The 21,493-nt window shown below is 56.3% G+C and carries 15 protein-coding genes and 4 tRNA genes; 8 read left to right on the forward strand and 11 right to left on the reverse strand.

Going from position 1 to position 21,493, the window contains the following annotated elements; translation table 11 throughout:
* Positions 1-5: 5 nt before the first annotated feature.
* Complete coding sequence (cysG, locus tag Q5705_16670) at positions 6-1,412, reverse strand: siroheme synthase CysG (protein ID WLI79050.1); 1,407 nt, start codon at positions 1,410-1,412, stop codon at positions 6-8.
* 245 nt (positions 1,413-1,657) lie between these two features.
* Here cysG and Q5705_16675 point away from each other — a divergent pair, with 245 nt between their 5' ends.
* A complete protein-coding gene (locus Q5705_16675; GenBank protein ID WLI76205.1) occupies positions 1,658-2,680 on the forward strand; it encodes an aminopeptidase in 1,023 nt (340 codons plus the stop codon).
* Between the two features lie 89 nt (positions 2,681-2,769).
* On the opposite strand, the gene rlmM is transcribed toward Q5705_16675, so the two are convergent.
* The 4 genes from rlmM to Q5705_16695 form a co-directional block, all read right to left on the reverse strand.
* On the reverse strand, positions 2,770-3,870 hold the full coding sequence (gene rlmM / locus Q5705_16680; protein ID WLI76206.1) for a 23S rRNA (cytidine(2498)-2'-O)-methyltransferase RlmM: 1,101 nt from the start codon (positions 3,868-3,870) through the stop codon (positions 2,770-2,772).
* Entirely contained in the window at positions 3,863-4,258 is a 396-nt protein-coding gene (locus Q5705_16685) for a DUF423 domain-containing protein (protein WLI76207.1), read from the reverse strand. Before Q5705_16685 ends, rlmM begins: the two co-directional genes overlap by 8 nt.
* A 41-nt stretch (positions 4,259-4,299) precedes the next feature.
* A complete protein-coding gene (gcvA, locus tag Q5705_16690) occupies positions 4,300-5,214 on the reverse strand; it encodes a glycine cleavage system transcriptional regulator GcvA (protein WLI76208.1) in 915 nt (304 codons plus the stop codon).
* Between the two features lie 350 nt (positions 5,215-5,564).
* Positions 5,565-5,792: a YgdI/YgdR family lipoprotein gene (locus Q5705_16695; protein WLI76209.1), complete on the reverse strand. Its 228-nt coding sequence runs from the start codon at positions 5,790-5,792 to the stop codon at positions 5,565-5,567.
* A gap of 197 nt (positions 5,793-5,989) precedes the next feature.
* Here Q5705_16695 and csdA point away from each other — a divergent pair, with 197 nt between their 5' ends.
* The gene (gene csdA / locus Q5705_16700) at positions 5,990-7,195 is read left to right on the forward strand and encodes a cysteine desulfurase CsdA (GenBank protein ID WLI76210.1); all 1,206 of its coding nucleotides are present in this window, start codon (positions 5,990-5,992) and stop codon (positions 7,193-7,195) included.
* Complete coding sequence (gene csdE / locus Q5705_16705; protein ID WLI76211.1) at positions 7,195-7,644, forward strand: cysteine desulfurase sulfur acceptor subunit CsdE; 450 nt, start codon at positions 7,195-7,197, stop codon at positions 7,642-7,644. The genes csdA and csdE overlap by 1 nt, the downstream gene beginning before the upstream one ends.
* Here the strand turns inward: csdE and tcdA are convergent.
* On the reverse strand, positions 7,629-8,441 hold the full coding sequence (gene tcdA, locus Q5705_16710; GenBank protein WLI76212.1) for a tRNA cyclic N6-threonylcarbamoyladenosine(37) synthase TcdA: 813 nt from the start codon (positions 8,439-8,441) through the stop codon (positions 7,629-7,631). The two genes, csdE and tcdA, sit on opposite strands and share 16 nt — an antisense overlap.
* A gap of 66 nt (positions 8,442-8,507) precedes the next feature.
* Positions 8,508-9,614 carry a murein transglycosylase A gene (mltA, locus tag Q5705_16715; protein ID WLI76213.1) on the reverse strand — a complete coding sequence of 369 codons (1,107 nt, stop codon included), beginning with the start codon at positions 9,612-9,614 and terminating at the stop codon, positions 8,508-8,510.
* A gap of 206 nt (positions 9,615-9,820) precedes the next feature.
* Between mltA and Q5705_16720 the strand changes: the two genes are divergently transcribed.
* From Q5705_16720 to Q5705_16735, 4 genes are all read left to right on the forward strand, one after another.
* Positions 9,821-9,897, forward strand: a tRNA-Met gene (locus Q5705_16720).
* 53 nt (positions 9,898-9,950) lie between these two features.
* A tRNA-Met gene (locus Q5705_16725) sits at positions 9,951-10,027 on the forward strand.
* Between the two features lie 53 nt (positions 10,028-10,080).
* Positions 10,081-10,157 (forward strand) — tRNA-Met (locus Q5705_16730).
* Positions 10,158-10,210: 53 nt separating this feature from the next.
* Positions 10,211-10,287, forward strand: a tRNA-Met gene (locus Q5705_16735).
* Between the two features lie 89 nt (positions 10,288-10,376).
* Here the strand turns inward: Q5705_16735 and amiC are convergent.
* Positions 10,377-11,630, reverse strand: a complete 1,254-nt coding sequence (gene amiC, locus Q5705_16740) for an N-acetylmuramoyl-L-alanine amidase AmiC (protein WLI76214.1) — start codon at positions 11,628-11,630, stop codon at positions 10,377-10,379.
* Between the two features lie 224 nt (positions 11,631-11,854).
* On the opposite strand from amiC, the gene argA reads away from it, so the two are divergent.
* Complete coding sequence (gene argA / locus Q5705_16745; protein ID WLI76215.1) at positions 11,855-13,186, forward strand: amino-acid N-acetyltransferase; 1,332 nt, start codon at positions 11,855-11,857, stop codon at positions 13,184-13,186.
* Positions 13,187-13,214: 28 nt separating this feature from the next.
* Here the strand turns inward: argA and recD are convergent, their stop codons facing one another.
* From recD to ptrA, 3 genes are read right to left on the reverse strand one after another with little or no spacing between them, the layout of a single operon-like run.
* The gene (gene recD / locus Q5705_16750; protein ID WLI76216.1) at positions 13,215-15,053 is read right to left on the reverse strand and encodes an exodeoxyribonuclease V subunit alpha; all 1,839 of its coding nucleotides are present in this window, start codon (positions 15,051-15,053) and stop codon (positions 13,215-13,217) included.
* Entirely contained in the window at positions 15,050-18,598 is a 3,549-nt protein-coding gene (recB, locus tag Q5705_16755; protein ID WLI76217.1) for an exodeoxyribonuclease V subunit beta, read from the reverse strand. The genes recD and recB overlap by 4 nt, the downstream gene beginning before the upstream one ends.
* Positions 18,591-21,479: a pitrilysin gene (gene ptrA, locus Q5705_16760; protein WLI76218.1), complete on the reverse strand. Its 2,889-nt coding sequence runs from the start codon at positions 21,477-21,479 to the stop codon at positions 18,591-18,593. Before ptrA ends, recB begins: the two co-directional genes overlap by 8 nt.
* Positions 21,480-21,493: the final 14 nt, after the last annotated feature.

Genomic DNA, 21,493 nt, shown 5'->3' on the forward strand with positions numbered 1-21,493 from the left:
ATTCCTTAAGCCAGATTAATCACGGCAGCGTCAAACGCCGCCGTTGCTGTCGTTTGCTGGAACCAGGCAAGTTCGCGATGAAGCCCAACCACCTCGCCCACCACCAGCAGGGCGGGCATCGGGGCCGCTTTCGCCAGTTCCTCGAGTTGTTCTAATGTGCCGGTGGCAACGTGCTGATCCGCACGCGTCCCGCGCGAAATCACCGCCACCGCTGTCGTTTTGTCGCGTCCATGGGCAATTAACTGTGCGCTGATTTCCGCCGCCTTCATCGTTCCCATGTAGATGGCCAGCGTCTGGCGGCTTTGCGCCAGTTGCGCCCAGTCGAAGGGTGCGCTGTCGGCTTTGTAATGGCCGGTGACAAAGGTCACGCTCTGGGCGAAATCCCGGTGCGTCAGGGGAATGCCCGCATAAGCCGTTGCGCCCGATGCCGCCGTCACGCCCGGCACCACCTGGAAAGGGATCCCGGCAGCGGCTGCGGCCTGTAACTCTTCACCGCCGCGCCCGAAAATAAACGGATCGCCGCCTTTCAGACGCACCACGGTTTTGCCCTTGTGCGCGGCTTCAACCAACATGCGGTTGGTCTCGTGCTGCATCACAGAATGGGAGCCAGCGCGTTTGCCGACGCAGATTTTCTGCGCATCGCGGCGGGTCAGTTCCAGCACCTCGTCGCTGACCAGATGATCGTAAAACACCACATCGGCCTGCTGAATCACCTGCAAACCCCGTAGCGTCAGCAAACCCGCATCGCCCGGCCCTGCGCCGACGAGGATAATTTCCCCGTGGGCCGAGCCTGGCTGTTGCAGTTCGGCTTCCAGCGCTTTTTCGGCACCGGGTTCATCACCGGCGGCCATCAGGCTGGCGAAGCGCCCGCGAAAAGCACTTTCCCAGAAACGGCGACGCTCATCGGTGGTGCGGCGAAACGCCCTGATGCGTGTACGCCAGCACCCGGCAACATCCGCCATGCGCCCAAGATTACCGGGCAATAGCGCTTCAATTTTTTCGCGCAGCAGACGTGCCAGCACCGGCGCGTTACCGCCAGAGGAGATCGCCACCAGCAGCGGGGAGCGATCGACAATCGACGGGAAAATAAAGGAGCACAGCGGCTGGTCATCCACCACGTTCACCAGCCGATGACGTGCGTTAGCGGCATCAAACACCCGGCGGTTAAGGGCGGCATCGTCGGTGGCGGCGATCACCAGAAAAACCGCATCGAGTTGTGATTCGTCAAAAGCAGTTGCCCGCCAGTGAATAGCTTGTTCGTCGGCGAGTTGTTGTAAGTGCGGTTCCAGTTGTTGCGCGACGACCTGCACATACGCACCCGCACGACGCAAAAAAGTGATTTTGCGCGCGGCGATGTCACCGCCGCCAATGACTAATACGGGGCGGTCTTTTACAGCAGCAAATAAAGGCAGGTAATCCACAACGCAGTAACTCACTCACAGCCAGCAATAGAGGGACTATAGGGGGCGCTTTAGAACGAATGAAATTACGAATTGGAATGAGTAGTTCCGCAAAGGAATAACGTCTGTGCAAAGCAAATACCAAAAAGTGCTTAACGTGAGACTTTTCGTAAGGTTAAGAACAAATGAAATTGTGTAAAGCCGGTCACAGTTTCATACTAAGCGCGTTAAAAATCTTGCTGCATAAAGGACTCCCTATGTTTTCCGCATTGCGCCTCCGTACCGCTGCCCTGGCGCTCGGCGTATGCTTTATCCTTCCGGCTGATGCCCGCCCTTCCCAACCCGGTGACTTTGCAAGCGAACAGGCGCGACATATTGCCACGCTGTTTCCTGGCCGTATGACGGGCACGCCCGCCGAAATGCTCAGCGCAGATTATGTGCAGCAGCAGTTTGAACAGATGGGTTATCAGAGCGATATCCGCAAGTTCAAAACCCGCTATCGCTACAGCACAAAAGATAACCAGCAGAACTGGCAAAATGTGACTGGCAGTACGGTGATTGCCGCCCATGAGGGCAAACTGGCGCAGCAAATTATTATTATGGCGCATCTGGATACCTACGCGCCGCACAGCGATGCAGATGTCGACAATAATCTTGGCGGTTTAACGCTTCAGGGGATCGATGATAATGCCGCCGCAATCGGCGTGATGCTGGAGTTAGCGCAGGCGCTGAAAGCGGTGCCGACGGAGTACAGCATTCGCTTTGTGGCGACCAGCGGCGAAGAGGAAGGCCAGCTTGGTGCAGAAAGTTTCCTGAACCGGATGAGCGAAAAAGAGCGCAAGAATACGCTGTTGGTTATCAATATGAATAACCTGATCGTCGGCGACAAACTCTACTTTAATAGCGGTAAAAATACCCCGGCGTCGGTGCGTAAGCTGACGCGGGATCGCGCGCTGACGATTGCCCGCTCACACGGGATCCAGACCAATACCGCCAGTAATGTCCACTGTTGTAACGACGCCGACGTGTTTGATAAGGCGATGATCCCGGTGCTGTCGGTGGAAGCCACTAACTGGACACTGGGCAAGAAAGACGGTACACAGCAGCGGGCAAAATCGAAAGCGTTCCCGGACGGGGTGAGCTACCACAATGCGCGCCTCGATAACCAACAGTACATCGACAAAACGTTGCCCGGCCGTATTGAACGCCGCAGCCGCGATGTTATGCGGATTATGCTGCCGTTAGTGAAAGAGTTAGCGAAGGCGGGGAAAACAAAATAAGCGCCGGATGGCGGCTACGCCTTATTCGGCCTACAAGATCGGCAAAATCTCTGTAGGCCTGATAAGCGAAGCGCCATCAGGCATCAGTCTTAACGCTCGTCCCTGCGCCCACCTACCGCCGCCCACATTCTGCGAACGTGCACCGTCACCTCTTCGCGATCGTGATAGAGCTGACGCGCCTGGATCTGCGCGGCAATGCCATGCTCATCCAGTTGAGCCTGGATATACGCCAGGTTGTTTGACACCTCTTCGTAGCGTTTTTTCATCGGCAATTTGAGGTTAAAAATGGTTTCGCGACACCAGCCTTCTGTCAGCCACTGCGCCATCAACGCCGCGACTTTCGCCGGTTTTTCCACCATATCGCACACCATCCACGAGATGTTGTTGCGGTTCGGTTTGTAGCGGAAACCATCTTCGCGCAACCAGGTGACCTGTCCGGTATCCATCAGGCTTTGCGCCATCGGGCCGTTATCTACCGAATAGACCCACATGTTGCGTTTCACTAATTGGTAGGTCCAGCCCCCAGGACATGCGCCCAGATCGACGGCATACATGCCATTCGCCAGGCGCTCATCCCACTCATCTTCCGGAATAAAGATATGGAACGCCTCTTCCAGTTTCAGCGTCGAGCGGCTCGGCGCATCGGACGGGAATTTCAGGCGCGGAATGCCCATATAGAACGGCGAATTATTGTTGGTGTAGGAATAGCCGGTGTAACAGCAGCCCGGCGCAATAAAGAACACATGCACCACCGGGCGTTTTGGCGTATCACTGCGGGCCAGCACACCCGCTTCACGTAGCGCACTACGCAGCGGAACGGTGAACTTGCGGCAGAACTTCATCAGCTCTTTGCTTTCGTTGGTATCCGCCACTTCCACACGCAGATCGCCGCCCTTCTCTACCACGCCTTGCAGCATGCCGACGATGGGCGTGATCCTGTCTTCCTGCGGCAAATCGCGCAGCAGTTCGCCAACAACGAACATCTGGCGGGCGAAAATTAACGAGCTAAACGGCAACTCGCGCGCCAGCTTGTCTGCGTCGTCTTCCTGATAGCACTCAAAAATGACATAGCCCGCGTTCTCTTTCACACGGGCAAAACCGAACACATTCTGGCGTCCGGCTTTATCGGTAATCTCCGCGGCACACTCTTTCTCAAACCCCGGGCGGCACAGCAAAACCACTTTATTCATGAACAACGCCCCTACGTTTCAGACGAATTGCACCAACTAACATTAATGCCCAGCCGATTAAAAAGCATACGCCACCGACCGGAGTAACAAACGCCCACAAGCGTAAATGGGAGAGCGCCAGGCAGTACAGGCTGCCGCTAAACAGCACGGTGCCGAGCGCCAGAAAAACACTGCTCCAGTAAAACCAGATGCTGATGCGGCGCTGCATCGCAACCGCCAGACCAAACACCGCTAAGGTGTGGAATGCCTGATATTCGAGGCCGGTCTGGATCCAGCTCATCTCCTGTACACCTAAGGATTTACTGAGAATATGTGCGCCGAAAGCGCCCAGCGCGACAAAGATAAAACCGCTTATTGCGGCGAAAATCAGCATAAAACGGCTGGTCATGTGAGTACCCTAAAAAGTCATACGCGCCCTGTGCGCGCGAATTATTGTTCGTAACGGAAACGGAATTTTTCCTGTTCGCTTGCCGCTTTGGCCAGAATCCACTGACGAAAGGCGGCTATTTTACCCAGTTCTGCCTGGCTGTCATGACAAACCAGATAAAACGCATTCTTGCTGACCAGAACATCGTTAAATGGGCAGACCAGGCGGCCTGCTTCAATTTCGGACTGTGCCATCACATTGTTGGCCAGCGCGATCCCCTGTCCGTGGATTGCCGCCTGTAACACCATAGAGCTATGGCTAAAGATGGGTCCCTGCTGAACGTTAAGCGTAAGACCTAATTGCCGGGTATAAGTTTGCCAGTCACGGCGCGAAGCGTCGTGCAATAACGTGTGGTGCGCCAGATCTGCGGGTGTTTTCAGCGCCTTATCCCCGGTGAGTAATAAAGGAGAGCAGACCGGCAGCAGATATTCCGCGTACAATTTTTCGACGCGCAGCCCCGGCCAGTTGCCGCGGCCGTAGAAAATCGCCACGTCGACATCGTCAGCCAGTTTATCCTCTTCCCGATCGACAGCCTGGATACGCACGTCGATCCCCGGATAAGCTGAGTTAAAGCTGGAAAGCCTCGGCACCAGCCATTGAATGGCAAAACTGGGCAATAAACTGACGGTGAGCGCCCCTTTGGCACTGCGCGCCTGGAGTTTGCGCGTTGCCTCATTGAGCTGGGAAAATATCTCTTTGATATCCTGAAAATAACTTTGACCTTCCTCGGTGAGCAGCAGCGAACGGTTGCGTCGGCGGAAGAGTTTCAGGCCGAGAAAATCCTCGAGAGACTTGATTTGATGGCTTACTGCGGCTTGCGTCACAAAAAGCTCATCGGCAGCGCGAGTAAAGCTTAAATGGCGAGCAGCGGCATCAAAAACACGTAATGCGTTCAGGGGTGGTAATCGCTTGGACATGGTTATCAGGCTTAGATGTAAAGGCAATTTAACAAACAGGAAACAGCAGTTAACCTATTAGTTTTTTTTATCTGAGCCATTATAAATTGTCCGTTGAGCTTCTACCAGCAAATACCTATAGTGGCGGCACTTCCTGAGCCGGAACGAAAAGCGTGTTTGGAATGAGAGTTCTGAAGGGCTTTTGGCTTACGGTTGTGATGTTGTGTTGTTGTGTTTGCAAATTGGTCTGCTTTTCAGACCCCGGTAGCAACGCTACCCCTTTTTCACTTCCTGTACATTTACCCTGTCTGTCCATAGTGATTAATGTAGCACCGCGAATTGCGGTGCTTTTTTTTACCCGGCACCCAGGATTATTTCTCCAGAGCGACCATCTCTTTCACGTCGGAACGGTTAATCTGCTGCTTATTACCGTTGGCGTCTTTGTATGAAATCATACCGGTCTGGTCATCGGTTTTCGGCTTACCTTCAGAAACAATCGTCCGGCCATCGTTGGTGTGCAACGCATAGTTCGGACCGGAACAGGCGCTCAGGGCAAAAGCTAACGTACAGGCAGAAATAATTGCGGCAGTCTTCTTCATCTTCTTCTCCTTGCTTTTGGCAATTAATGCTGTGAAATACTCTTCCTGGAAGAGTCTCGAACACTTACCTAACACTATTCAGCATAACCTGCTTACATCCCTTTGCCAGTACAAACAGATAATTCCGATGGTTATCAACCTCCTTGCTACAACGTAAAAATTGCGCGACGATCGTCGGCCTACAGATGAGGATGAGTATGAACGCATTTAACCCATCACAGTTTCGTGCCCAGTTTCCGGCGCTCGCCGATGCGGGTGTTTATCTCGACAGTGCCGCCACGGCGTTAAAACCCCAGACCGTGATTGACGCCACACAACAGTTCTACAGCCTGAGCGCAGGCAATGTGCACCGCAGCCAGTTTGCCCAGGCACAACAGCTCACCGCGCGTTATGAAGCCGCGCGCGAACAGGTTGCCGCCCTGCTTAATGCCCCTTCCGGCAAAAATATTGTCTGGACGCGCGGCACCACCGAAGCCATCAATATGGTCGCCCAATGTTATGCCCGACCACGTTTACAGCCCGACGATGAAATCATTGTGAGCGAAGCGGAACATCACGCGAACCTGGTGCCGTGGCTGATGGTGGCAGAGCAAACCGGCGCGCGGGTGGTGAAATTGCCGCTCGGTGCCGATCGCCTGCCGGATCTTAACCAGTTGCCGCAGTTGATCACTGCGCGCAGCCGTATTCTCGCGCTGGGGCAAATGTCCAATGTCACCGGCGGCTGCCCGGATCTCGACAAAGCCATTACGCTTGCCCATGCGGCGGGCATGGTGGTGATGGTCGATGGCGCACAAGGCGTGGTGCATTTCCCGGCCAATGTGCAGCGTCTGGATATCGATTTCTATGCGTTCTCCGGCCATAAACTCTACGGGCCAAACGGCATCGGCGCGCTGTATGGCAAAGCGGAATTGCTGAACGCGATGTCGCCGTGGCTTGGCGGCGGCAAGATGATCACCGAAGTCACCTTCGACGGCTTCACCACGCAGCCGGTGCCTTACAAGCTGGAAGCCGGGACACCGAATGTGGCGGGCGTGATTGGTTTAAGCGCCGCGCTCGAGTGGCTCGAAACGCTTGATACCGCGCAGGCAGAGAGCTACAGCCGCGGGCTGGCAACGCTTGCCGAGGAGCAACTGGCGAAGCGCCCTGGTTTTCGTTCTTTCCGCTGCCAGGACTCCAGCCTGCTGGCCTTTGATTTTGATGGGGTTCATCACAGCGATATGGTGACGCTGCTCGCCGGTTATGGCATCGCGCTGCGCGCCGGTCAGCACTGCGCACAGCCACTGCTGGCGGCGCTTGGCGTCAGCGGCACGTTGCGGACTTCATTTGCACCCTATAATACTCAACAGGATGTCGACGCGCTGGTGAACGCCGTTGACCGCGCCCTGGAACTATTGGTGGATTAATGACAAGCCCTGCTTTCGCCGGACATCCGTTCGGCACCATTGTGACCGCAGAGATACTGCGCCGGAAATTTGGCGCGCTCAGCGCATGGGAAGAGAAGTACCGTGAGCTTATTTTGCTCGGCAAGCAGTTACCTGCCGCAACAGATGACGTGAAAGCGCAGGCACGGGAGATCCCGGGCTGCGAAAATCGCGTTTGGCTCGGCTCCACCCTGTCACCAGAAGGAACAATGCATTTCTTTGGCGACAGCGAAGGCCGCATTGTGCGCGGGTTGCTGGCCGTATTGCTGACTGCCGTGGAAGGCAAGCGCCCGGAAACGCTGGTGGATAACGATCCGCTGGCGCTGTTTGATGAACTGGGTCTGCGTACCCAACTTAGCGCGTCGCGCGGCCAGGGGCTGGAAGCACTGGCCGCCGCCGTGCAGGAGCAAGCCCGTCAGGCGCTGGCCTGACGCTCTGCTTTCGCCATCAGTTTTTTCAGGGCATGGGAAACCGCGATAAGACCAAAGGTCGCGGTGACCATCGTCGCCGCGCCAAATCCCGAGGCGCAATCCATGCGTTTTGGCCCTTCGGCGGTGCTTTTCATCGCGCATACCGAACCGTCGGACTGCGGGTAAACCAGCGCTTCGGTAGAAAAGACGCAATTCACACCAAGCTTACCTTTGCTATTCTTCACCACGCCAAAATCGCTTTTCAGCCGCTCGCGCAGTTTGGCCGCCAGCGGATCCTGAATGGTTTTCGCCAGATCGCTGACCTGGATCTGCGTCGGATCGATCTGCCCGCCCGCGCCGCCGGTAGTCACCAGCGGGATCTTATTGCGTCGGCAATACGCAATCAGCGCCGCTTTCGGGCGCACGCTATCAATGGCGTCAATGACATAGCTGTAATCGCGGTTCATCAATTGCGCGACGTTATCCGCCGTAACGAAATCATCCACCACCGTGACCAGGCACTCCGGGTTTATCTCGCGAAGGCGATCCGCCATCACTTCGGCTTTCGCCAGACCGACATTGCCGCGCAGGGCGTGGATCTGCCGGTTGGTGTTGGTGACACAGACATCGTCCATATCAATCAGCGTGATAGCGCCGATACCGGTGCGTGCCAGCGCTTCCGCCGCCCAGGATCCTACGCCGCCAATCCCCACCACGCAGACATGGGCATCGGCAAACCATTGCAGCGCTTTTTCACCATACAAACGCGCCGTGCCACCAAAGCGCTGCCGCCAGGCGTCGCTGATTACTGCTGACATAAACAAACCTCGAGATGAAACAGAAAACCCTCTTCCGGGGCCGAAAGAGGGTGAAGTCTACCACATTCAGCCGCTGAACACGTTGCCCGCCAGACCGGCACCCGGCGCATTTTTCAGCACCCAGACACGGCCATAATGGTTATACCAGCCAGCGCGGTGGCCCGCGTCCGGGCCGATCCCCTGGTAAATATCAAAATGCTGGCCTTTAATGGCCCCGCCAACATCGAGCGCCACCATCAAGCGCAGTTCATACTGGCCATTGAACTTTCCTTTATTATCCAGTTGCGGCACTTCCGCCAGCAGCGTCGTGCCCGGTGGAATAACGGTACGGTCAGAGGCAACGGACGCCCGGCCAATCAGCGGTACTGCGCTCGCGCCTTTTACCGGTGCCCAGGATTGCGGTTTAAAGAAAACAAATGAGGCGTTCTCTTCCAGCAGCGCGCGCACTTCGGCTTCGCTGTGCTTTTCGCCCCACTCGCGGATGGCCTGCATCGACATATCTTCCCGCTTCACCTCACCCCGGTCGATCAGTACTTTGCCGATACTGCGGTAAGCATGGCCGTTTTTCCCGGCATAGCTAAAGAAGTTGAGCGGGCTGCCATCGCCGAAATCGATGTAGCCGCTGCCCTGCACATCCATAATAAAGTTGTCCATCAGCGAGTTGCTGTAGGCGAGTACATAATCCTCGCTGAGCGCCCCGGCGTAGATTTCTGCGCGCGATGGCAAGCGGCCGCGTTTTGGCGGCATGCGGTAAATCGGATACTGGAACTCGCCCTGGCGGGTATGACGCGCCTGCACCACCGGCGTGTAGTAGCCGGTAAATTGCACATTGCCATAATTGTCTGTGCCTTCCATCTGCCAGGCATCAATGCCGAACTGGCGCAGCATGCGCGTATCGCCCCCGGCGCGCAGCCAGGCGTCAATGGCGTTATAAACGCTGCTTTGGCTGCCATACAGGCGCGGCGCGGCACTGCGAACCTGGCTTATCTGCTCGGAGAAGTCTCCGGCGTTGATGGGCGCCCCAACGGCGTCCGGCTGGTTGACGAGGGAAAAAGGCTGGGAAAATTTTCCGTCTTTATACTGTTGACCGCGATCGGTCGGTTTTGAAGAGCAGGCCGCGAGTATTGCTACCATTGCGCCTGTGAATACGAACTTAGCCCAACGTGCTTTCATTATTTCTCATCTTCTGGTTAACCCGGAGCGGGGTGAAGATAACAAACCCCTCTCGCTAATGAAATGCGCAAGAACATTCCGAGGACAATTTCGCTTAAATCTTGAACGGATTGTATTGTTTTTACACATAAACTCGGTAATTCAGTGATTAGGGTAAAAAAAAGGTTGCATCGAAATGTTTGCAGAGTATAGTGCGCATCCACGGACGCGGGGTGGAGCAGCCTGGTAGCTCGTCGGGCTCATAACCCGACGGTCGTCGGTTCAAATCCGGCCCCCGCAACCATTTAAGATGTGAAGAAAGAAAAAGTTTACATGATGGTAGTGTAAACAGACGGACGCGGGGTGGAGCAGCCGGGTAGCTCGTCGGGCTCATAACCCGAAGGTCGTCGGTTCAAATCCGGCCCCCGCAACCAATTAAGATGTGAAGAAAGAAAAAGTTTACATGATGGAAGTGTAAACAGACGGACGCGGGGTGGAGCAGCCTGGTAGCTCGTCGGGCTCATAACCCGACGGTCGTCGGTTCAAATCCGGCCCCCGCAACCAAGTAAGATGTGAAGAAAGAAAAAGTTTACATGATGGTAGTGTAAACAGACGGACGCGGGGTGGAGCAGCCGGGTAGCTCGTCGGGCTCATAACCCGAAGGTCGTCGGTTCAAATCCGGCCCCCGCAACCAACACAATAAACACCTTAACGGGTGTTTTTTTGTATCTACGGTTTGTAAAACTCTACATAAAGAAAATGGCGCCTTTCAGCGCCATTCTGTTATCCCCTTCTCGCCAGCGTCGCGCCATCCGCGAAGTAGGCTTTGATCCCTGCCAGAATCGACTCCGCCACTTCCTGCTGGAATTTCGCCGTCTTGAGCTTGCGCTCCTCTTCCACGTTACTGATAAACGCCGTTTCCACGAGGATCGACGGAATATCCGGCGCTTTCAGTACCGCAAAGCCGGCCTGTTCAACGCTGTTTTTATGCAGATTATTGACGTTGCCGAGCTTGTTCAGCACCGCTTTACCAAACTTCAGGCTATCGTTAATGGTCAGCGACTGCACCATATCGAACATGGTGTGATCCAGATAGCGGTCGCCGCTTTTACTCACGCCACCAATTAAGTCTGCGGCGTTCTGCGTATCCGCCAGATATTTCGCGGCAGTACTGGTTGCCCCTTTGGTAGAGAGCGCAAACACCGACGAACCTCTCGGTTGACGGCTGCTAAAGGCATCGGCGTGAATCGAGACAAACAGGTCAGCGCGCTGTTTCTGCGCTTTCGCCACGCGCACTTTCAGCGGAATAAACACATCTTCGTTGCGCGTCATATAGGCTTTCATATTGCCTTCTTTCTCGATCAGCGCATGCAGGCGACGCGCGATTTGCAGCACCACATCTTTCTCGCGGGTTTTATATTTCCCCGTCGCACCCGGATCTTCCCCGCCGTGGCCAGGATCGAGCATAATCACGATCGGCCTGTCGCGCCCGGCTTTGCCCGGTTGCGGGCCGCTTTCCGCGGGTGGCACTTGTTGGTCAAGATCGCCTTTGTTGTACTCTTCAAGTAACGCCAGCAACGGATCCTGAACATCCTTCGCATTCGCCGGATAGAGATCCATCACCAGACGCTCTTTAAAGCCCGCTACCGGTGCCAGCGCAAACAGTTGTGGCTTCACGTTTTGCTTGAGTTCAAACACCATGCGCACCGTCTGCGGATCGAACTGACCCACGCGGGCGGATTTGATAAAGGGATCGTCACCGTGGATCTGCGCGCCCATGCCTTTCAGCACCGAGTTAAGGTGTACGCCTTCCAGATCCACCACCAGCCGGTCGGGGTTGCTCAACGCAAACTGTTTATATTTCACTACGCGGTTCGATTCCACCGTCACGCGTGTATAGCTGGACGCAGGCCAGACGCGAACCGCGACAACCTGGCTGACAGCAGCCAGGCCAATTTGGCTCACGCTTAATAACCACATGGCACCCGCCCCTTTTAATAATTTGCGGCGGCTTAGCGCTGAATGACTTCCCGACATGCTTCTCCCGAGCAATTTCTTTAAACAATGGTTAACGCCACAATTGACCGAAAACTTTAGCGAATGATGCATAAACTGTCATCAATTAAAGGGTAAACATATGTCTGATGCTTCTCTGCGCCAGGATACAGGGAGTAGATGGTGAAAAAATTTGCACTTGCACGCCGCGCCATAAAAGAATAAAAATACATTTTTTACGAATAATCATGCATTGAGGACAGGCCGTGGTAAAAGAGCGCAGAACCGAACTGGTGCAGGGATTTCGCCATTCCGTTCCCTATATTAATGCCCATCGGGGAAAGACATTTGTCATTATGCTCGGCGGGGAAGCCATTGAGCATGAAAATTTCTCCAGTATTGTCAATGACATCGGTCTGCTGCATAGCCTGGGGATCAGGCTGGTTGTGGTCTATGGTGCGCGTCCGCAAATCGACGCCAATCTCGCCGAACATAACCACGAGCCGATTTATCACAAACACACCCGCGTCACCGACGCAAAAACCCTTGAGCTGGTCAAGCAAGCCGCCGGACTGTTGCAACTGGACATTACCGCGCGCTTGTCAATGAGCCTCAACAATACGCCGCTCCAGGGCGCGCATATTAATGTGGTGAGCGGCAACTTTATTATTTCCCAGCCGTTGGGCGTCGATGATGGCGTCGATTACTGCCACAGCGGACGTATTCGTCGCATTGATGAAGAGGCGATCCATCGCCAGCTCGACAGCGGCGCGATTGTGCTGATGGGGCCGGTCGCGGTCTCCGTCACGGGTGAAAGCTTCAACCTCACCTCCGAAGAAGTCGCCACCCAACTGGCTATCAAACTGAAAGCGGAAAAGATGATCGGCTTTTGCTCAACGCAAGGGGTGATGAACGACGACGGCGAGATTGTCTCCGAACTGTTCCCCAACGAAGCGCAGGCGCGGGTCGATGTGCTTGAAGCGCGCGGGGATTACCATTCGGGCACGGTGCGCTTTCTGCGCGGTGCGGTGAAAGCCTGTCGCAGCGGCGTACGTCGCAGCCACTTAATCAGCTACCAGGAAGATGGCTCGCTGTTACAAGAGCTCTTCTCTCGCGACGGTATTGGGACGCAGATCGTGATGGAGAGCGCCGAGCAAATTCGCCGCGCCACCATTAACGATATCGGCGGTATTCTGGAACTGATTCGCCCGCTGGAGCAGCAAGGGATTCTGGTGCGTCGTTCCCGTGAGCAGCTCGAAATGGAGATCGATAAGTTCACCATTATCGAGCGCGATAATCTGACCATCGCCTGCGCGGCGCTTTATCCGTTTCCGGAGGAGAAGATCGGTGAAATGGCCTGCGTGGCCGTACACCCGGATTACCGCAGTTCCTCGCGCGGGGAAGTGCTGCTGGAACGTATTGCCGCCCAGGCGAGGCAAATTGGCCTGAGCAAACTGTTTGTGCTAACTACCCGCAGCATTCACTGGTTCCAGGAGCGTGGTTTTACGCCGGTGGACATCGATTCGCTGCCGGAAACCAAAAAGCAGATGTACAACTACCAGCGGCGCTCCAAAGTGCTGATGGCGGATCTCACCTGAAGCTGCCCCCCGTATCGTGCGGGGGTTTTTACTTCAGCGCGCTGAACAGCGCTTCCAGGCCGCTGCGCCGCTCGGTGCGTGTGGCAATCGCCTGCGCCAGCACACGTTCGTCGGCATAGAGCGACAGCCGTTTGCGCGCGCGGGTAATGGCGGTGTAAACCAGCTCGCGCGTCACCACCGGCACCATTTGCCCCGGCAGGATCAGCGCGGCGTGATCGAACTCCGAGCCCTGTGATTTATGCACCGTCATCGCCCAGGCCGTATCATGCTCGGGTAAGCGGCTCGGTTGCACCGATTTGATTTTACCGTCCGGCAACGGAAACCAGACGCGGATCCCCTGCCCCTGATCCAGCGCAATGCCGATATCACCGTTAAATAATCCCAGAGCAGAGTCGTTACGCGAGATCATCACCGGCCGCCCGTGATACCAGCGAGAGAAGGGCTGACGGGCGATTTTATGCTGACGCACCAGCGCCAGTTCCAGCCGCTCATTAAGCCCGCTCACGCCAAACGGCCCTTCACGCAGCGCGCACAGCAGCTGGTATTCACCAAACGCGGCAATAACCGCTTCCGGCGCGGCGTGACTGCGCACCAGCGACAAATAGTGCGCGTAACCTGCCAGCGCATCATCGATCATCACCTGGTACTCTTCGGCGCTGTTCAACGGCTTACGTTCAATATCCATAAAGCCCTGACTGAACACCGCCCGCATGGCGTGTTTATCCCCGCGATTGACCGCCGCCGCCAGTTGACCAATACCGGACTCGCTGCCAAAACGGTAACTTTTTTGCAGCAGACACAGGCTATCGCGCAGCGCCGTGGCCTTATCGCCATCGCCGCCGGGAACGGTTGCTCCGGTAAGGCGCGACAGTTGTGCCGCCCGCTCAGCGCTGTAACCCGCGTTAACCCACGCGCAGATATCCCCCAGCACCGCGCCGGCTTCCACCGACGCCAGTTGATCGCGATCGCCAAGAAAAATCACTCTGGCGCGCGGCGGTAGCGCGTCAATCAGCCGCGACATCATCGGCAAATCAATCATTGAAGCTTCGTCCACCACCAGCACATCCAGGTGCAACGGATTACCCGCATGGTGGCGCAAGCGCTGGCTACCGGGCTGAGCGCCTAATAGCCGGTGCAGCGTGCTGGCCTCTTCCGGCAACATTGCTTTTTGTTGTTCATTCAACGGTAACTGGCGCAGCGCATTACCCAGCGATTCGGTCAAGCGCGCGGCGGCTTTGCCCGTCGGCGCAGCAAGGCAGATACGGCATTTATTTCCCTCAACGGTTTGCACCAACGCCGCGAGCAGTTTCGCCACAGTCGTGGTTTTACCGGTGCCTGGCCCGCCAGAGATAACCGAAATACGCCGGGTAAGCGCCACGGCGGCAGCCACTTTCTGCCAGTCCACCTGCGCATCCGCAGCCGGTGGAAACAGGGTTTCCAGTGTGTGCGCCAGCCGGGCTTCATCGGCCCCGCTAAGCTCGCTCTGTTGTGCAAAGAACTCCGCCACGCGCCGTTCGTTCCACCACATGCGGTTCAGATAGAGCCGCGAGCCGTGCAGAATAAGCGGCGTTGCGCTGCTGCCATCACCCACGGCAGAGGACGCAAGTAACACCTGTTGCCAGTCATCGGGCTCCCCGGCTTGTTCAAACAACGCGCTGACGAGTGGCGACGCGCCGCCAAAGGCTTGCGGTGCCAGACGTGACAAAGGCAGGCAGACATGCCCCTCGCCCGCATCCCGGCTCAGTAGCGCTGCGGCCAGCATTAACGCGGGTTCCTCTTCGGTGGCGACGGTCAGGGCAAACTGAACATCCAGCGGGCGCAGCAGTTTTTGCTCCATCGCCTCCTGTAACAAAGCCTGCATACTCATGGCGTCATCTCCGGTACATCACCCGCAAACAGGGTATCCATGTGGGCGATCAGCGCAGCGTCTGGCCGGGTAGTGAAAATGCCCTGCTGTGGTTTCTGCGCTTCCACGCCGCGTAAAAAGAGGTAAATCACGCCGCCGAAATGCTGCTCATAGTCGTAATCCGCAATGCGGTGGCGCAGATAGCGGTGTAGCGCCAGGCAGTAGAGTTGATACTGCAAATCGTAGCGGTGAGATTGCATTGCCGTCGCCATGGCCGCCTGGGTGTAGGCTTCCGCGCTCTCGCCAAGCCAGTTGGACTTGTAGTCCAGCAGGTAGTAACGCCCGTTATGGCGAAACACCAGGTCAATAAAGCCTTTCAGCATGCCACGCACGTCGCGGAAATCCAGCGGCGGGCAACCTGCCGACAAGGGATCGTAATGGCGCATGGCACTGTCCAGCGCTTCGGCGCTCAGCGTCGCGCTAATCGGCAAATAAAATTCCATCTCAACTTGTTTATCTTTCGCCGTGAGCTGGCTCAGGGAGACCCCTTCGGGTATCAGCGGCGCGTGCAGCACCGTCTCCAGCCAGCCGCTCAACACCGGCTGCCAGTGCTCCTCATAACCGGACACGAGCAGCTTTTCAGCGACCCATGCAGATGAAACGGGCTGCGTAAAATCGAGGTCTTCAAACAGGCTGTGCAAAAAGGTTCCGGGAGCTGCGCCACGCGGAAACTGATGCGGGGTGAGCATCGGCTCCGCCTGCACTTCCCGCTCACCGGCGGCGTCGAGATCCAGGCGCGGCAGCAGATCCTGAGCAATGCCGTGGGCGCGTTGCTGTAAGCCGGAATAACTGGTCACGCGCCAGTCATCGGCAACTTTGCGCATCACTTCACGCACGCTCAGGGCAGGCGGTTGCGCCTGCGGCAACTGCCAGCGCGCCATATCCGGCGTTGGTGGCGTCGCAAGGACAATATCGTCATTGCATAACTGCTCCAGCGCGTTACGCAGGCCGACCGCATCCAGCGCTTCGCCTTTCTGGATCAGGCGGCCCAGCGCGCTCTGGTGAAAGTCGCTCGGCCCGGTTTTCTCGCCACGGCGACGAAACAGCGGCGCAATGCCGAGGCTACAGTGCCAGACCGATCGCGTCAGCGCCACATAGAGCAAGCGCAGATCTTCGGCCAGCCGCTCCGCTTCCGCCAGTTCAACGCTCTCGTCGGCATGGCTGAGGTCAAGTACGGCATTGAATGAAGCACGGTCGTGATAAAAGCCCTGGTCCTGAACGCGGAAGTTGGCGATAAACGGCAGCCAGACCAGCGGATACTCCAGACCTTTCGACTTATGAATGGTGACAATTTGCACCAGGTGTTTATCGCTCTCCAGGCGCATCTGTTCGCTGGAGGCGCTGGCATTGGGTTCCGCAATATGCTGTGTCAGCCAGCGGGTAAGTGCATGCTCACTTTCAAGCTGCGTCCCGGCTTCCTGCAACAACTCGCTGATATGCAAGATATCGGTCAGCCGCCTTTCCCCGCCGGGAGTGGCAAGTAAGTTTTCTGCCACATGGCGTGCACTCATCAGGGTGCGCAGCATCGGCATCACACCGCGTTTCTGCCACAGTTCGCGGTAGTGGGTAAACTCCTCTACCACGTTATCCCACGCCTGTTCATCAAGGTTCAGCGCTTCGATATCGCGCGCGGTAAGCCCGAGCATCGAGGTTGCCAGCGCACTGCGCAGCGTGCTTTCCCGCTCCGGCGTTAATACCGCCTGTAGTAACCAAAGCAGTTCATGCGCTTCCGGCGTTTCAAATACGCTATCGCGATTGGAGAGATAGACCGACGGAATGCCGAGCAGGGTCAGCGCATCGCGGATAAGCGACGCTTCGTGGCGGCTACGCACCAGCACCGTGATGTCCGAGGCCTTAACGGGCCGCGCTTTTTCACCTTCCCAGAGCAGCGCTTCACCTTTCTGACCGGCGCTTAACCAGTCGCGGATTTGCGTCGCGCACAGCTGCGCCATAAAGCTCTGGTAATCGCCGACGCCCACACCCTCGCCTTCCATCAGCCACAGCTTCATGGACGGTTGTGTTTCCCCGTGAACGGCAAAACGCAGCCCTGCATTCCTGGCGGCGGCCTTCACCGGCAAGAACGGGATCTGCTGAAACATAAACGCGTTGTCCAGGTGACTGAACAGTCGGTTGACGCTGGCAATCATGCCCGGAGACGATCGCCAGTTGGTGTCGAGGGTATAGCGGGCACTCACTTCATCGCGCGCTTTCATATAGGTAAAGATATCCGCGCCGCGAAAGGCGTAGATAGCCTGTTTAGGGTCGCCAATCAGCAATAAGCCGCACTCAGGCTGGTTTAACCAGATGCGGCTGAAAATGCGGTATTGCTGCGGGTCAGTATCCTGAAATTCATCAATCATCGCGACGGGAAAACGGGTGCGGATAGCCGCAGCCAACGCGTCGCCATTCGGGCTTTGCAGCGCACTGTCCAGCCGACTGAGCATATCGTCAAAACCGAGTTCGCCACGTCGACGCTTCTCTTTTGCCACCGCGTCGCGGATTTCGCGCATGGCGCGGGTAAGCACCAGGTCATTGAGCGTCAGCGGCTGCGCCAGCAGTTCTTCAATGACAACAAACAGCGGATGTTCCGGCACCGCACCACCGGCTTTGGTACGTTGCACAAGGAAAGACTGGGAAAATTTCTCCAGCGCGTCCGGCAACAAATAGGTGCGGGTCTCTTCCTGCGCCCAGGCTGAGATTTTCTCAATCCACTTCGCCTGATTTCCGCGGTTGAATTTACGTCGGTCGATACCAGAGCTTTCGATGAGCGGCTCCAGCTCATCCACCGAGGCTAGCCACTGGCGTTTCACTTTGTCTATCTGCGCGACAATCTGCTCATGGCGGGAAGCGAGCGTTTCATCGGCGGGCGGCGGAGTTTTGATTTGCGGGGCTTCGCCTTGCAGATAACGATCGATAGATTTCAGGAGATCCTGCGGCCCTTTCCACGCGTCGTGGATAACCTGCGCGATGGCGCGCGGCAACGGGTAGCAGTGACGACGCCAGAAGTCCGCGCAGGCCTGGTAGCGCAGCAGGGTTTCATCTTCCAGCAGTTTCAGGTCAAACAGCATGCCGGATTCGAACGCATTCAGGCTTAGCATGCGCTGGCAAAAACCGTGGATGGTAAAGACGGCAGCTTCGTCCATCTGCCGTTCGGCCAGCATCAACCAATGCGCCGCCTGCTGTTTATCATCAATCTCTTCCAGCAGGCTGGCATACAGCGGGTTGTCGCTGCTTTCACGCAGGCAGGCAATACGCAATTCATGAATATTGCTGCGAATACGCCCGCGCAGCTCTTCTGTCGCGGCCTCGGTGAAGGTGACCACCAGCAGTTCTTCAACGCTGAGCGGGCGGGGAAAGGCGGCGTTGCCGCCCAGTCCTAATAACAGCCGCAAATAGAGTGCAGCGATGGTGAAGGTTTTACCGGTGCCCGCCGAGGCTTCAATCAGGCGCTCGCCGGTCAGCGGCAAGCGCAGGGGATCAAGGGTCTCAGCGGTGTGTTCACTCATTTTTCTCGCTCATCAATGGTAAGGATCGCTGCAAGGCGCTGGCGTTATCCCAAATCTTCCAGCCATCAGGTCGGGCATATTCTACTTTCCCGCTCTGGCTACCGGAGATCTGTGACAGTATCGCCATACCTTGCGGCTCAACCACCGCGTGATGGAAGAAGTCAGCAAGTTTTTGCGGCGTCAGCAGCTTTATCTGGGCCACTACTTTATCACGTGAATCGAAACGCATATTCCCGCGATCGAAATCTTTGCTGAGTTTGGAAGCTTCCTCGCCTAATGTTTGCGGCGCTTGCATGATTTGCGCAATGACGCCCTGCTGAATTTGCGCAAACTCTTCCGGTTTCATCGCCCGCAGTTTGGCCTCTGCCGTTGGGAAGAAGGCTTTGTACCGCCCCCACAGGTAAGCGGGCTGTTTGTCGTTGCTCTGCAACAGGAAGCCCATTCCCCACTGGCGACCCACGCTCATTGGGAAGGCAAAGACCGCGTAGCCAAGCTGTTCTTCGGTACGCAACTGGTTGTAAAACCACGGCTGGACAATTTGCCCCAGCATCGCGCTGTACGCCGAACTGCTGTACTCATCAAAGCCTGGCGGCACAAACACCGCAGCAAGTGCGGAATCCGTACTGGTGCCTGCTTTCTCAAAGCTCACGTTCTGCTGTTTGTCCACCAGCACATCTTTGTTGCGACACCATTCGTTACCGTTAGCGCCAAGCTGTTTTTGCACATCATGCGCAAGATCTTTCGCCTGCTGTTCGCTCAGGTTACCCACCACGAGAAACTCCGGGCGTGCATTATTTTTCAGCGCATCGCGATAGTGCAAAATGTCCTGCAAGGTAATCGATGGCAACAGTGCGCGACGCTCTTCGCGCTGGAAGTACGGAACCTGCGACAGCATTTGCACCGGCATAATCGCCTGGTCGAAGGCTTTGCCTTTCTCTGCCGACGCCATCATCTGGCTGTACCACGATTTCGCCTGCGCAAGCTGTTCATCCGTCGGCGTATAGCTGAAATACCCCGCCAGTAACGCCTGGAAAAGCTTCGGCAGACGCTGGGTATAACCATTAGCGTTAAGCATTAAGCCGTTATTCGCATTGGTAGAAAAACTGATCCCGCCAACCGCGGCCTGGTTGCTGAGTTGATCAAGCGCCAGGCCGGCCAGGTAATCATTCAGGGCAAACATCACCTGATTTTTGGCGCTGTCCATTGCCTGCGGGTTACGCAACACCACGCTGACATCCGCTTTCGGTTCGTTAGCGAAGTAGCGGCTCGGCTGGTAAACCACGCGTAGCGTCGGCTCATCCACGATCAGTTCGGGGTGCTCATATTTTTTCGTCGCCGTTACCAGCGAGAAATCATCCGGGATATAGGGGTTAAGCTCCGGGAATTTCAACGCAATAGCGGCCTCACGTTTTTGCCAGTCGGCAAAGGTCTCCGGCGTGATTTTGTCGACCTGATACGGGGCATCAACAAAGTAGGCTTTTTTATTGTGCGGCTCGTCCGGGCTGATATACCAGATACGGGCATTTTGTGGCGTCATTTCATCAAGACGCGCCTGCACCGCTTTGGCATCAAACTGATCGGCGATATTGACCGAATCCAGCGTATGGGCCACCGGTACACGGATCATGGTATCCGCCAGCCACTCGACATAATCCATATCGCGGGTAATAGACGGGTAGCGGAAATCGAGATCAAGAATATGTGACAGCTCGTCGAAATAACGTTTATCAACGCCTTTTTCACGCAGCAGTTGCAGGTAGCTGAATATCGCGGCCACCACCTGGTCACGATTCGCCTGGCCTTTGTCGGTTAGCGTGGCGGAGATAGCCAGCACACCGCTATTACCGTTCACCACCGGGTCTGAGTCACCGCGAATCCCCTCAACCAGCCCCTGGCTTTGCAGCCAGTCAGAGAGGGTTCCCGGGCTGCGGTTACCGATCAGGTAAGTAATAAGTTCGTCGGTTTTACTGCGAAATGCCGCGGTGTTGTTAGCGATGCGAAACTCGACGCGCAGCACTTTGCGTGGCACTTCCGGGACATAGTGAATGATGATGCCTTTTTGCGCATCGGTGACCACAGGCACAGTGATGTCCGGCTTGTCGATGTTTTTATTCGGCACGCGACCGTAGGTCTGCACCGCCATCTTTGCCAGATCGGAGAGCGGGCGATTACTGTAAATCACCGCCTTCATCAGGTTCGCCGAGTAGTACTTATCGCGAAACGCCAGCAGCGCATCGTGAATCGGGCTGCCCGGCTTATCACTCAGCGTTTCAAGGTTACCGCCGGAGAAACGCGCGCCGGGGTGGGCGGGGTTGATGGTCTCCGCGCTGACCTGCGCCATACGCATACCATCACGGGTGCGCGCCATGGTCAGTTCCGCGTTCACCGCGTTACGTTCACGTTCGCCATACTTTTTATCCAGCATTGGCGAAGCAATGGCGTCTGCTAAGCGGTCAACTGCCCCGTCCAGCGCGTCATTTTCCACTTCCAGATAATACGCAGTGCGATAAGGCGCAGTGCTGGCGTTATGGCTGCCGCCGTGCAATTTGAGGTATTCGGCGAGGCTATCCGGCTGCGGGTATTTTTTCGACCCCATCAGCGTCATATGTTCGAGATAGTGAGCCAGGCCAGGATGCGCATCGGGATCTTCCAACGAGCCAACCGGCACCACCAGCGCGGAGAGAGATTTCACCGCCTGAGTGTCGGACACCAGCAGAACGACCATGCCGTTAACAAGGCGAATGGCCTGATACTGACGCGTATCTTTATCACTCTTACGGATAGTTTCCTGAACAGGTTGCCAACCGTTATCTGCCTGACTGAATGACGCCCAGAGGGCAAAAAACAGAACGAAAGCTTTTAACCAGGTGCTGCGGGGCATTCACGAACCTCATC

It is taken from the genome of Kosakonia sp. H02, from assembly GCA_030704225.1.
Lineage (GTDB): Bacteria > Pseudomonadota > Gammaproteobacteria > Enterobacterales > Enterobacteriaceae > Kosakonia.